This is a genomic window from Mesorhizobium sp. (assembly GCF_017306585.1).
Lineage (GTDB): Bacteria > Pseudomonadota > Alphaproteobacteria > Rhizobiales > Rhizobiaceae > Mesorhizobium.
Window position 1 is genome coordinate 17,355 of record NZ_JAFKIC010000131.1, and the last position, 12,253, is coordinate 29,607.

The 12,253-nt window shown below is 64.1% G+C and carries 12 protein-coding genes and 1 other RNA gene; 1 reads left to right on the plus strand and 12 read right to left on the minus strand.

The genetic code is table 11. From position 1 onward, the window contains the following. Nucleotides 1-119: 119 nt before the first annotated feature. The 12 genes from J0I79_RS12720 to ffs form a co-directional block, all read right to left on the minus strand. Nucleotides 120-866, minus strand: coding sequence for an ABC transporter ATP-binding protein (locus J0I79_RS12720; protein ID WP_292858568.1), 747 nt, complete (start codon nucleotides 864-866; stop codon nucleotides 120-122). Next, a complete protein-coding gene (locus J0I79_RS12725) occupies nucleotides 863-1,696 on the minus strand; it encodes an ABC transporter ATP-binding protein (RefSeq protein ID WP_292858571.1) in 834 nt (277 codons plus the stop codon). The genes J0I79_RS12720 and J0I79_RS12725 overlap by 4 nt, the downstream gene beginning before the upstream one ends. Nucleotides 1,697-1,706: 10 nt before the next feature. Beyond that, a complete protein-coding gene (gene nikC / locus J0I79_RS12730) occupies nucleotides 1,707-2,624 on the minus strand; it encodes a nickel transporter permease (RefSeq protein WP_292858574.1) in 918 nt (305 codons plus the stop codon). Then, complete coding sequence (locus J0I79_RS12735; protein WP_292858577.1) at nucleotides 2,621-3,688, minus strand: ABC transporter permease; 1,068 nt, start codon at nucleotides 3,686-3,688, stop codon at nucleotides 2,621-2,623. The genes nikC and J0I79_RS12735 overlap by 4 nt, the downstream gene beginning before the upstream one ends. Nucleotides 3,689-3,706: 18 nt before the next feature. Continuing rightward, nucleotides 3,707-5,347: an ABC transporter substrate-binding protein gene (locus tag J0I79_RS12740; RefSeq protein WP_292858645.1), complete on the minus strand. Its 1,641-nt coding sequence runs from the start codon at nucleotides 5,345-5,347 to the stop codon at nucleotides 3,707-3,709. A gap of 257 nt (nucleotides 5,348-5,604) precedes the next feature. Further along, nucleotides 5,605-6,855: a lytic murein transglycosylase gene (locus tag J0I79_RS12745; RefSeq protein WP_292858580.1), complete on the minus strand. Its 1,251-nt coding sequence runs from the start codon at nucleotides 6,853-6,855 to the stop codon at nucleotides 5,605-5,607. A 20-nt stretch (nucleotides 6,856-6,875) separates the two neighbouring features. Then, on the minus strand, nucleotides 6,876-7,481 hold the full coding sequence (gene recR / locus J0I79_RS12750; RefSeq protein ID WP_137929379.1) for a recombination mediator RecR: 606 nt from the start codon (nucleotides 7,479-7,481) through the stop codon (nucleotides 6,876-6,878). 91 nt (nucleotides 7,482-7,572) lie between these two features. After that, complete coding sequence (locus J0I79_RS12755) at nucleotides 7,573-8,565, minus strand: cell wall hydrolase (protein WP_292858584.1); 993 nt, start codon at nucleotides 8,563-8,565, stop codon at nucleotides 7,573-7,575. Between the two features lie 222 nt (nucleotides 8,566-8,787). Continuing rightward, nucleotides 8,788-9,195, minus strand: a complete 408-nt coding sequence (locus tag J0I79_RS12760; RefSeq protein WP_292858588.1) for a hypothetical protein — start codon at nucleotides 9,193-9,195, stop codon at nucleotides 8,788-8,790. Between the two features lie 56 nt (nucleotides 9,196-9,251). Continuing rightward, the gene (locus J0I79_RS12765; RefSeq protein WP_292858591.1) at nucleotides 9,252-9,575 is read right to left on the minus strand and encodes a YbaB/EbfC family nucleoid-associated protein; all 324 of its coding nucleotides are present in this window, start codon (nucleotides 9,573-9,575) and stop codon (nucleotides 9,252-9,254) included. 32 nt (nucleotides 9,576-9,607) lie between these two features. Beyond that, nucleotides 9,608-11,431: a DNA polymerase III subunit gamma/tau gene (locus J0I79_RS12770; protein ID WP_292858594.1), complete on the minus strand. Its 1,824-nt coding sequence runs from the start codon at nucleotides 11,429-11,431 to the stop codon at nucleotides 9,608-9,610. 102 nt (nucleotides 11,432-11,533) lie between these two features. Next, an RNA gene (gene ffs / locus J0I79_RS12775) (signal recognition particle sRNA small type) lies at nucleotides 11,534-11,630 on the minus strand. 154 nt (nucleotides 11,631-11,784) lie between these two features. On the opposite strand from ffs, the gene J0I79_RS12780 reads away from it, so the two are divergent. Then, nucleotides 11,785-12,204: an HIT family protein gene (locus J0I79_RS12780; protein ID WP_292858597.1), complete on the plus strand. Its 420-nt coding sequence runs from the start codon at nucleotides 11,785-11,787 to the stop codon at nucleotides 12,202-12,204. Nucleotides 12,205-12,253: the final 49 nt, after the last annotated feature.

Genomic DNA, 12,253 nt, shown 5'->3' on the forward strand with positions numbered 1-12,253 from the left:
TCGCCAATCTTCAGCGTTGAATAGTGTGCGTGGCGCTGAAACCGCTGATCTCCCCCCTCGTGGGGAAGATGTCCGGCAGGACAGAGGGGGGCGCGAAGGAACTCGACGCTGGCAGCCTGCTACACCCTCACAAACCCATCACTCGCCCGCAGCAGGTTGCGCGTATAATCCTTGGTGACGCGGCGCTCGACAAGATCGCTCGCTGCCAGGTTCTCCACCGTCCCGCCGTTCTGCATCACCATCAGCCGCTCGCACATGTGGGTGATGATGGCGAGGTCGTGGCTGACCATCAGGAAGGTGAGCTTGCGCCGCCGTCGCACTTCCTCCAGCAGGTTCAGCACCTCCGCCTGGACCGAGGCATCGAGGGCCGATGTCGGCTCGTCGAGCAGCAGGATCGAAGGTTCGAGGATCAGCGCTCGCGCAATCGCGACGCGCTGGCGCTGGCCGCCCGACAATTGATGCGCATAGCGGAAACGGAACCCCTTGCCGAGACCGACCTCGTCCAGCGCGCGTTCGATGCGCTTTTCGCTGTCGGCGAAACCGTGAATGGCAAGCGGCTCCTGCAACAGCCGATCGACCGTCTGGCGCGGATGGAGCGATCCGTAGGGGTCCTGGAAGACCATCTGCACTTCACGGTAAAACGCCTTGTCGCGGCGCGGGCCGAGCGTCTTGCCGTTGACGGCGATGCCGCCCGAGGCGACCGGCGCAAGCCCGACGATCGCCCTGAGCAGCGTCGACTTGCCGGAGCCGCTCTCGCCGACCAAGCCGAAGGATTCGCCCGGCTGCACGTCGAGGCTGACGCCCTTCAGCGCGCGAAACCGGTCGAAGATCACCTCCAGCCTGTCGACTGATATCGCTGACGTCATGCCGCCCACTCCGGCTTGCGGTCGAGCACGGGCAGCGGATGCCGGTCGGCATCGATCCTGGGCATGCAGTTGAGCAGGCCGCGCGTATAGGGATGCTGAGCCTGGCTGAGTTCGGAGGCCTTGAGCTGCTCGACCACCTTGCCGGCATACATGACGAGCACGCGGTCGCAGAAGGAAGAGACCAGGCGCAGATCATGCGAGATGAAGATCAGCCCCATGCCGCGTTGGCTGACCAGCCTGTCGAGGATGCCGAGCACTTCGAGCTGCACCGTGACATCGAGCGCGGAGGTCGGCTCGTCGGCAATCATCATTTCCGGCCCGGCGATCAGCATCATGGCGATCATGGCGCGCTGGCCCATGCCGCCGGAGACTTCATGCGGATGCAGGTCGAAGACGCGTTTGGGATCGCGGATCTGCACCGCCTCCAGCATGGCGAGCGCCCGCTCGCGGGCCTCCGCCTTGGAGACCTTCTCATGCGTGCGCAAGGTCTCGACGATCTGGCGGCCGATGCTCATAACCGGGTCGAGCGAGTATTTCGGGTCCTGCAGGATCATGGCGATGCGGTTGCCGCGCAGCGCCCGGCGTTCGCGCGGCGAGGCGGCCAGCAGGTCGATGCCGTCGAAGCTCAATGTCTTGGCCGATATCCTGGCCTGCGGCGGCGTCAGCCCCATGATGGCGCGGCCGGTCTGCGACTTGCCGGAGCCGCTCTCGCCAACAATGCCCAGCCGCTCGCGGCCGAGCGAGAACGAAACGCCGCGCACGGCCTCGACCAGCCCGACGCGGGTCGGGAAGGTGACGCGCAGGTCCTCGACATCGAGAAGAGCGCTCATCGGTCGCCACTCATTGGTCGCCGCTCCGGGGATCGAGCGCGTCGCGCAGCCCATCGCCGAGCAGGTTGAAGCCGAGACTGACGATGAGGATAGCGCCGCCCGGCGCGCCGGCCACCCACCATTGATCGAGGATGAAGCGGCGGCCCGACGCGATCATGGCGCCCCATTCGGGCAGCGGCGGCTGTGCGCCGAGCCCGAGGAAACCAAGGCCGGCGGCGGTAAGGATGATGCCGGCCATGTCGAGCGTGACGCGGATGATCAGCGAGGAGATGCAGAGCGGCATGATGTGGCGCAGCACGATGCGGAAGGGCGAGGCGCCCATCAACTGCACCGCCTTGATGTAGTCGGAGTTGCGCACCGTCAGCGTTTCGGCGCGGGCAATACGCGCATAAGGCGGCCACGACGTGATGGCGATGGCGATCACAGCGTTCTCGATGCCGGGTCCAAGTGCCGCGACAAAAGCCAGCGCCAGCACCAGCTTGGGGAAGGCAAGGAAGATATCGGTGACGCGCATGAGGATGGCATCGGTCCAGCCGCCGGCATAGCCGGCAACGGTGCCGACAAGCAGCCCGATGGGAGCGGCGATGATGGCGACCAGGATGACGACATAGAGCGTCCAGCGCGAGCCGTAGACGATGCGCGAATAGATGTCGCGGCCAAGATCGTCGGTACCGAACCAGTGTGCCGCGCCAGGCGCCAGCAGGCGCGCGTTCTTCAGGTCGCCGATGGTCGGCGAATAGGGCGCCAGCACATCGGCAAGGGCGGCAACCACCACCAGCGCCAGAATGATGAGCAGGCCGACGACCGCCAACCGATTGGCCGTGAAGCGCCGCCAGGCGACATAGGCGCGGCCGAGCCTTGCCTGGGCGCGCGAGGCCGGCCGGTCGCTAAGCAGCCAGTCGCGACGGCTCTGGACGGCGGCGCTCATGTCGATTTCGTCCTTGGATCGAGCAGCCGGTAGAGCAGGTCGGACAGAAGGTTGATGCCTATGAAGACAGAGCCGATGGCGATGGTGCCGCCAAGCACCGCGTTCATGTCGGCATTCTGCAGCGAATTGGTGATGTAGAGCCCGATGCCCGGCCAGGAGAACACGGTCTCGGTCAGCACCGAACCTTCGAGCAGGTTGGCGTAGGACAGGGCAATAACGGTGACCATCGGCACCGCGGCATTGCGCAACGCGTGGCCCCAGATGATGCGCCGTTCCGACAGACCCTTGGCGCGCGCGGCGACGATATATTCCTGCGACAACTCGTTGAGCATGAAGGAGCGCGTCATGCGGCTGATATAGGCAAGCGAGAGATAGCCGAGCAGCGACGCCGGCAGGACGATGTGGCGCCAGGCGTCCCAGAACACATCCCACTGGCCCTGCATGGCCGCGTCGAGCAGGTAGAAGCCGGTGATCGGGGTAAATGTGTATTCGTAGACGACGTCGAGCCGCGCCGGAAAGGCGACCCATTGCAGCTTGGCGTAGAACAGCACGAGCCCGAGCAGGCCGAGCCAGAAGATCGGCACGGAGTAGCCGATCAGGCCGACGATGCGCGCGACCTGGTCGATGAGACTGCCGCGTTTGACGGCAGCCAGCACGCCGAGCGGCACACCGATAACCGCACCCATGATGGTGCCCAGCGTTGCGAGTTCGATGGTGGCCGGAAAGACGCGGCGAATGTCGGTCATGACCGGATTTGTGGTCAGCACCGAGGTACCGAAATCACCGCTGAGGGCATTTTTGACATAGATGTAGAACTGCTCGATCCAGGGCAGGTCGAGGCCCATTTCGCGGCGCGTGCGCTCCACTACGGCCGTCGGCGCCCGGTCGCCAAGCACGGCCAGCACGGGGTCGATCGGAATGACGCGGCCGATGAAGAAGGTCACCGCCAGCAGGCCGAGATAGGTCGTGACCGCGACGATCAGAAAGCGGCCGACAGCGGACGCGACGGCAACGGCACGGGCGCTGCCGCGCCCTGCCGCCACCTGGTTTTCAGCTACGCTCACGCGCGGCGTCCGCCGATGCTATTCCTTCGAGACCGGCCCGACGAAATTGGTATCGAAGCTCGGGCCGAGCGCGAAACCCTTCAGGTTCTTGCGCAGTCCGGCGACTTCCAATTGCTGGTGGATGATGACGAAGGGGCTGGTGTCGAGAATCTTCTGCTGCAGATCCTTGTACATGTCGGCGCGCTTGCCCGAATCCTTCTCCAGCAATGCCGCTTCCGTCTCCTTGGTCAGATCCGGAATGTCCCAGGCATTGCGCCAGGCGAGCGTCTTGCTCTTGCCCGCATCCGAATTGTCCGGGTTAGAGGCGAAGGTCTGGGCGTTGGAGTTCGGATCGAAATAGTCCTGGCCCCACTGGCCGATATAGATGTCGTGGTTGCGGGCACGGTATTTGGTCAGTGTCTGCTTGCCGTCGCCGGGAATGATCTCCAGCTTGATGCCGGCCTGGCCGAGCGTCTGCTGGATCGATTCCGCCATGCCGGTGGTCGGCTGGCCGGTGCGTACGTCCATGGTCACACTGAAGCCATCGGCCAAGCCGGCCTTGGCCAACAGTTCCTTAGCCTTGGCGACGTCGAACTTGAACGGATTGCCGTCGAGTTCGCCCAGCACGCCTTTGGGCAGGAAGGTCTGATGGATCTCGCCAATCCCCTTGAGGATGGTCGAGCCCAGCGCGTCATAGTCGACCAGATATTTGAACGCCTGGCGAACCTCGGGCTTGGCGAGGTTGGCGTTCTTCTGGTTGAGGCTGATGTAATAGACGGTGCCCTTCGGCGCGCTGGTGGTGACGAGGTCGGCATTCTTGGCGATGGCGTCGAGGTCGTTCGGTTCGAGATTGCGGGCGACGTCGATGTCGCCGGCCTCGAGCGCCAGGCGCTGGGCCGAGCTTTCCTTCATGTTGCGATAGATGACCCGAGCGAGCTTCGCCTTCTCGCCGTAATAATTGTCGTTGCGCTCCATGACGACGGCTTCATTGGCTCGCCATTCCCGCAGCTTGTAGGCGCCGGAACCGGCATAGCCGGTCTTCAGCCAGGCATTGCCGAAGTCGTTGCCCCATTTGTAGTCGGCGGTGGGCGCGGCCTTGACGACATGCTCCTTGACCAGCTTGCTGTCGACGACCGAGGCGACCGTCGCCGAGAGGCAATTCAAGACGAAGCTCGGCGCATAGGCCTTGTCGACGGTGAACTGGAAGGTGGTGTCGTCGACGGCCTTGGCCTTGTCGGCAACGTTGTCGCCGCTGATGCCGAACTGTTCGATGATGAAGGCCGGGCTCTTGTCCAGCTTGACGACGCGCTCGAACGAATAGGCGACATCGGCCGCCGTGATCGGATTGCCCGAGGCGAATTTCAGGCCCGGCCTGAGCTTGAACGTATAGGTGAGCCCGTCGTCCGATACAGTCCAGCTCTCGGCGAGATCGGCCTTGACCTTGGAGGTGTCGCTGAGATCGAGACGGACGAGCAGGTCGTAGGTGTTGCCGGTGACCTCGGCGGTCGACAGCTCGAACGCCTCGCCCGGATCCATGGAAATGATGTCGTCGATCGCGAAGCCTTCGACCAGCGTGTCGGCGGGGGTGACCGCGCCGGCCGGCGCGCCGGCCAGAAGCAGCGCGGACATGGCGGCGCCCGCAAGCAAGATGCGGGATCGTAGAGCAAGCTTTTCCATCATCATGGCGATTGTTCCCTGTTTTGTTGACCTGAGTTCCCGGCTCAGGATTGCGGTGTTCTTTTCAAGGCCGGCAACGGCCCTGTTGACCACGTACCGTCGTGGTTTTTGTCCAATTGGTCAACAGCATATCCGGCGGCCCGGTGGCGGGCAACGAGCATTTCAGCGATGGCTTATCGGAGCAGACAGAGCGGTGGCGCGTCGACGCACAGGCATGCCAATCAAGGCATGGAATCGAGAAAATCCTGCTGATTTCAGCGCTATTTCAGCGCCGCGACGAGACCGGCATCGGGAAAGCAGGTCGCGGCCTGGCCGTTCTTCTCCTGCCACTTGCCGATCGAGCGGCGGGTCTTGAAGCCTGGCAGGCCGTCGGCGCTGCCGACATCATAGCCCTTGGCTTCCAGCGTGCGCTGGAGGGCGGCGATGTCGGAGCGGTGGAGATCGCCGACCGGACCCCATTTGCCGGAAAAATTCTGGTCGCCATGGGCGATGCGGTCGGCGCCATGGCCGATGAACAGGGCGTAGAGGTCGCTGGTGTTGTATTCCTTCAGCACATAGAAATTCGGCGTGGCGATGAAGGCCGGCCCACTGCGTCCGGCCGGCATCAGCAGGAAGCCTTCCGCCTTCAGCTCGCTCGCCGGAAACGGCTTGCCGCCGACCCGCTTGATGCCCATCGCCGCCCATTGCGAGATCGTCTTGCCCTGGTCCGGCCCTTCGAGCGAGCACGACACGCCCTGAGGCACAGTCACCTCGTAACCCCAGCCGCGCCCCTTCACCCAGCCATAATGGACGAGATAATTGGCGATCGAGGCGAGAACGTCGGGCGTCGAGTTCCAGATGTCGGGCCGGCCACCGTCGAAGGCGACGGCGTGCTTCAGGAAAGACGTCGGCATGAATTGCGGCTGGCCGAGCGCGCCGGCCCAGGACGATTTCATGGCGCCGACAGGAGCCAGCCCGCGCTGAACGATTTCGAGCGCGGCAAGCAATTCGGTGCGGAAGAAATCCTTTTTCGTCGACATGAACGCCTTGGTGCCCAGCACCTCGAAGGCATCGTATGGCATCTTCGCCGCGCCGAAGCCGGTCTCGCGGCCCCAGATCGCCAGAAGGATCTCGCCCGGCACGCCGTAACGCTTCTCGAGTGCGGCGAGTGTCTTCGCGTTGGCCGCTTCGCGCGCCCGGCCGCCTGCCGTCACCGCTCCGATCGTCTTCTCGGCGAAATAGGCTCCGGGCGAGCCGAATTCGGCCTGGTGCTGTTTCTGCGGCGTCTTCGGCTTCTCGCCGGGCATGACGAGGTCCGGCAGCTTCAGATTCGGCTTGATGCCTTTGAAGGCGGCGTCGAAGGTTGTCTTTGAGATGCCCTTCGCCTTGGCCTCCGGCCAGAGGTCGGTCTGGAGCCAGGTTTGGAACTGGTCGTCGATCTTGGCGGCGTGGGCGGGGACAGTGAAAAAGACACTGAATAGCGTGAGCAGAAGAAATACGAAGTTGGAAAAGCCGCGAAGGAATGCTGTCATTTCCAAGGTCCCCAATCGCCTCAAAACGCCGTCCGCGAGCGCAGCGCCGCAGCCAGCGTGCCTTCGTCGAGATAATCGAGCTCACCCCCAACCGGCACGCCATGCGCCAGGCGCGTCACCTTCACCTCGAAACCCGACAATTGATCGGTGAGGTAGTGTGCCGTGGTCTGGCCCTCGACAGTGGCGTTGACGGCCAGGATGATCTCCTTGACCTCGCCGCCGGCGACACGGTCGATCAGCGAGCGGATATTGAGCTGGTCGGGACCGATGCCGTCGAGCGGCGACAGCGTGCCGCCGAGAACGTGGTAGCGCACGTTCATCGCCGCCGCCCGTTCCAGCGCCCAGAGGTCCGAGACATCCTCCACGACGATCAGGGTCGCGGCATCGCGGCGCGGATCGGTGCAGATCATGCAGGGGTCCGACGTATCGACATTGCCGCAGGTGGAGCAGATGCGCACCTTATCGGCGGCCTCGCCCATGGCCGCGGCCAGCGGCGAGAGCAACTGCTCCTTCTTCTTGATCAGGTGGAGCGCCGCGCGCCTGGCCGAACGGGGCCCAAGCCCCGGCACCTTGGCCAGGAGCTGGATCAGGCGTTCGATCTCGGGACCGGCGATTCGCTTGGACATCGCCTTGATCTAGGATTTTTCAGTGCGCTTTGAAACATCTTCCGTCCATGCGCGATCCGTCATGCTGCCATGACGGATCGTAGGAAACGGATCAATTGGCCTCGAGCGGACGGCCCTGGCTGACGATCATGGCAGCGATGGCGTCGGTGTTCTCGGGCGTCGACTGGAAGCCCATCGCCGCTTCCTGCGGCTGACCCTGCACGGACGAGATGACCTTCGTGTTCAAGGTCCCGCCAAAACGGGCGGCATCCGGTTCCTCCATCGGCTCCTGCATCGCCACCAAAGTCTGCTTTGCCTGGACGCGGCCGGACTTCGCCGTGGGCGCCAGGGATGCCGTCTCGTAGACCTCCTGGGCAGGAGCGATCTTCGTCTTGGCCCGCGGTGCCGGCTGCGCGGCGGCGGTCATGAAGACCTGTTGCGCCGGAGCGCTGCGGGCGGCCTTGGCGGAGCGCACCGGCTCGGCCGAGGCAACCATCGTTACCGGCGTGGACGGCTTCACGATCTCGGATCCGGCGGACGCGATGGCGACCGTCGGCTCATCCGGCAGCGGCTGCCAGTTGCGGCCGCGCTTCTCGTAGAAGGCATTGCCGCCGGCAACCATGGTGTAGTGCATGTTCTTGTAGGGGAAATGCAGGCCGGCGGTGTGGAAATACATGGTGTTCTTGAGCTTGGCCTTGCGCTCGCCCCTGAGCACCGCGTCGGCGGCCTCCTCGACATCGGGCATGGCGCGCGAATTCATCGGCCGGGTCATGACGCCGGGCGCGAACTGGCCCGGCTCGCCCACCACCTGGCAAATGGTGCTGCCATGGTTGCCGGAGCGCAGACGGTTCATCACCACGGTGCCGACAGCGATCATGCCGTCGCGGCTCGAGCGGTTGGATTCGAAGAACATCGCCCGTTCCAGGCACTCCCGGTCCTTCGGCGTATGGCTGGAGGCACGCGAGGTCAGGAAGCTCGGCGTGATGGCGTCGGTCAGGCTGGAGACCGACATGCCGTGCGAGGTGGTCTGGCTGCAGGCAGCCAGGAACAAGGGAGACGTAACGACGCCGAGCAACAGCGGCGTCTTCCATCGCGTGACGATCAACAGGCTACCCTCTCACTTCATGCCCGCCCCAGGCTGCGGCAAGAATGAGACACTTTCGGGCAAAATGATGGCTAAAACGTTATTAGTGATGAACTGTTACCGAATAGACACAAATCGTGACTTTCCAGATAGATCGCGCCATCGTCTCACAAAGGCGATGATGGCCCTCTCTTGGTTTCGCCGCAATTGCGGCAGCCGGCCCGTTTCTTCCCTGGAACAACCCTACCGCCCGGCCGTGATCGCAGCCGGCTGACCGGGCTCGCTCTCTTCGATTTTCTCGGAGAAGAGGCCGCGCCGGAGGAAGAGCGCACGCGCCGCCCTGGCCGTCGGTCCGATCTTGCCCGGCCAGTCGCTGTCGATGAACTCGGCCTTGGTGAAATCGGGATTTGTCTCGGAGGCGGCCTCGAGGAACTCGGCGATCTCCAGAACGATGTCTCGCTCCTCCTTCGAAAGCGCCGACGAGCCGGCCTCGATCGACGGCCGGTGCACGAAGTCCTCGAACAGGTTGAAGTAGCCCTTAATGCCGACAATATCGACGCCGGCATCGCAATCGGCCAGGATTTCCAGGATCTCGAAGAGCCTGTTGCGGATACGCTGTTCGATCAGTCTTTCCGACGGTTCGTCGATCATGGGCGCGTTGCCACTGCCTTCAACCTGTCCTCAAGCACGGTTCCGTGCGAGGGACGTCAGAAAGGCAGCTTCATTCCCGGCGGGATCGGCAGGCCCGCGGTCAGCGCCTTGGTCTTTTCCTGCATGATCTGCTCGACCTTGGCCTTGGCGTCATTGTGGGCTGCAAGCAGCAGGTCCTCGAGAATCTCGACATCGTCCTCCTTGAACAGCGACGGGTCGATCTTGAGCGACTTCATGTCGAACTTGCCGCTCAGCGTCACGCTGACAAGGCCGCCTCCGGCCTGCCCCACGGCCTCGACCGTGGCGATCTCGTCCTGCATGGCCTGGAACTTGGCCTGCATTTCCTTCGCCTTGCCCATCAGGCCGAGAAGATCTTTCATGGTCGGATCCTTTGCGGATTGGTGCTGTAATGTCAGGGTTCGTCGTCATCGGCCGGCGGCTCGACCGGCACTTCGGCTTCGGCCTCGGCCGCATCCGCCTCCGGCGCGTCGGGAATACGCACGTCGATGATCTTGGCGCCGGGAAAACGCGCCAGGATGGAGGCAACGGTCGGATCGCTCTTGGCATCGAGGAAGGCGTTCTCGCGCTTGGTCGATTCCATCTCGGACAGCGTCTGGCCGCCCTCTTCCTTCGACAACGAGACCAGCCAGCTGCGGCCGGTCCAGGCGCGCAGCTTGGTGGTCAGCTCGTTGAGCAGCATCTTGGGCGCGTCATTGGTCAGGCTGACATCGATGCGGCCAGGCTCGATACGCACGGGACGGATGCAGCGCTTGATCAGCACCTTGAGGGCGATGTCGCGCTGCGCGTCGGCAAGGGCAACGATGTCGGCCAGCGACTTCAAGGTAACCTGCGGCACTTCAGGCACGGGCGCAGGCGGCGCGACGAAGGCGGCCGGGGCAGGCGCGGCCTCGACCAGCCGCATGGTCTGCGCGCCGCCCGATCCGGCCGGCATGCGCGTCTGCGCCACCGCGCTGGCGCCGGCGCCATTGCCAGGCCCGGCTGACGTCCCGTTGGGACGCGGTGAGCCGGCCTGAGCCGGCGCAGCGCCCTCGAGCGACCGCAAGGCCTCGTCCAGCGTCGGCAGGTCGGCGGCGTGCGCCAGCCGGATCAGCACCATTTCGGCTGCACTGACCGGGCGATTGGAGGACTGCACCTCGGGAATGCCCTTGAGCAGCATCTGCCAGGTCCGCGACAGCACGCGAACCGACAGCGCACCGGCGAAATCGGCGCCGCGCTGGCGCTCGTCCTGCGACAGCGAGGCATCGTCCATGGCGGTCGGCACGAAACGCAGCCGGGTGACGAGATGGTTGAACTCGGCAAGATCGGTGAGCACGGCGGCCGGATCGGCGCCGGTGTCGTATTGCGCGCGGAATTCGGCAAGGGCTGCCGCCACATCGCCCTTCATCACATATTCGAACAGATCGACGATGCGCGCGCGATCGGCGAGGCCCAGCATCGCCCGCACCGCTTCGGCGCTGACTGAGCCGGCACCATGGGCGATCGCCTGGTCGAGGATGGAGAGCGAATCACGCGCCGAGCCTTCGGCGGCGCGCGCAATCATCGCCAGCGCATCATCATCGACCGAAATGCCTTCCTTGCCGGCGATCGCCGAGAGATGCGCGACCAGCGCGCCGGCATCGATGCGCCTCAGGTCAAAACGCTGGCAGCGCGACAGGACGGTGATCGGGACCTTGCGAATCTCGGTGGTGGCGAAGATGAACTTGACGTGCGGCGGCGGCTCTTCCAGCGTCTTCAGCAGGCCGTTGAAGGCCTGCGTCGACAGCATGTGCACTTCGTCGATGATGTAGACCTTGTAGCGGGCCGAGACCGGGGCGTAGCGGACACGTTCGATGATGTCCCTGATATCGTCGATGCCGGTGTGCGAGGCGGCGTCCATCTCGATCACGTCGACATGGCGGCCTTCCATGATCGCTTGGCAGTGTTCGCCCGGCACGGAGAGATCGACCGAAGGCTGATCGACCGTTGATGTCTTGTAATTCAGCGCCCGCGCCAGAATGCGGGCCGTGGTGGTCTTGCCGACACCGCGCACGCCGGTCAGCATCCACGCCTGGGCAATGCGGCCGGTGGCAAAGGCGTTGGTGAGGGTGCGCACCATCGGCTCCTGGCCGACCAGCTCGGAAAAATTCGAAGGACGGTATTTGCGCGCCAGAACGCGGTAGGCGCCGGCCTTTTGCCTCTCCAGGTTTTCTGGGCCCGAATTCCCGGCTTCGCTCATTCGCCCGTAAAGCTCCAAAAGGCCGCGCCCGAAGGCGCTCATTCCTGCGCATAGTTTCGCCCGCGCAGCAATGCGTCGTCAATGTCGCGGGGTGGCAATGAGGTGGGAGGCTGGAACAATGACCCGTTCCGGGCTCGTTAGGGCTGCTTCCTTCCGGACCTGACCCGGTTGGCGAGTGGATCGTCCACCACCAACCTCCCGGCCCCCATATCGGCAATTCGGCCGTGAAATGCAAGTGCACACGAGATTTGCCGCACCAAACCGTGAGCGGAACAATGATTCGCTTGCAGCCCCCGTGCCTCCGCTCTAGCGTTCATGAGTTTGAGGAAACCAAGAAAAGCAAGGAAACGCCGATGCTGCCGGGCCTGAAGGCCGGATTCATGCTGGATGCCCGTCTGGAGGCGGACAGCGAGCAATTGATGTGGCTTGGGCTGTGCGAATTGCGGGTGATGAACGACCGCCGCTGGCCGTGGCTGCTTCTGGTGCCGCAACGGCCGGGTGCCGAGGAAATTCACGACATGACGCCGCTCGACCAGGCGATGCTGACCTTCGAGACCAATATGGTGGCGCAGGCGCTGAAAAAGGTGACCGGCTGCACCAAGATCAACACTGGAGCGCTGGGCAACATCGTCCGCCAGCTCCACATCCATGTCATTGCCCGCTCGGAGCATGATCCAGGCTGGCCCGGCCCGGTGTGGGGCCATGGCCTGCGCGAACCCTATCAGCGGTCCGACCTCTACCGGTTTGCCGAAACGATCCGGGCGGCGCTATAAGCCTTCGCCGTGTCCATTCCGAACGTGTCCATCCCAGAGCACCAGAAAC

Excerpts from the sequence above, each read along its gene's own strand:
- J0I79_RS12720 (WP_292858568.1), bottom strand. The coding sequence starts at position 866 with ATGACGTCAGCGATATCAGTCGACAGGCTGGAGGTGATCTTCGACCGG.
- J0I79_RS12725 (WP_292858571.1), bottom strand. The coding sequence starts at position 1,696 with ATGAGCGCTCTTCTCGATGTCGAGGACCTGCGCGTCACCTTCCCGACC.
- nikC (WP_292858574.1), bottom strand. The coding sequence starts at position 2,624 with ATGAGCGCCGCCGTCCAGAGCCGTCGCGACTGGCTGCTTAGCGACCGG.
- J0I79_RS12740 (WP_292858645.1), bottom strand. The coding sequence starts at position 5,347 with ATGATGGAAAAGCTTGCTCTACGATCCCGCATCTTGCTTGCGGGCGCC.
- J0I79_RS12745 (WP_292858580.1), bottom strand. The coding sequence starts at position 6,855 with ATGACAGCATTCCTTCGCGGCTTTTCCAACTTCGTATTTCTTCTGCTC.
- recR (WP_137929379.1), bottom strand. The coding sequence starts at position 7,481 with ATGTCCAAGCGAATCGCCGGTCCCGAGATCGAACGCCTGATCCAGCTC.
- J0I79_RS12760 (WP_292858588.1), bottom strand. The coding sequence starts at position 9,195 with ATGATCGACGAACCGTCGGAAAGACTGATCGAACAGCGTATCCGCAAC.
- J0I79_RS12765 (WP_292858591.1), bottom strand. The coding sequence starts at position 9,575 with ATGAAAGATCTTCTCGGCCTGATGGGCAAGGCGAAGGAAATGCAGGCC.
- J0I79_RS12770 (WP_292858594.1), bottom strand. The coding sequence starts at position 11,431 with ATGAGCGAAGCCGGGAATTCGGGCCCAGAAAACCTGGAGAGGCAAAAG.
- J0I79_RS12780 (WP_292858597.1), top strand. The coding sequence starts at position 11,785 with ATGCTGCCGGGCCTGAAGGCCGGATTCATGCTGGATGCCCGTCTGGAG.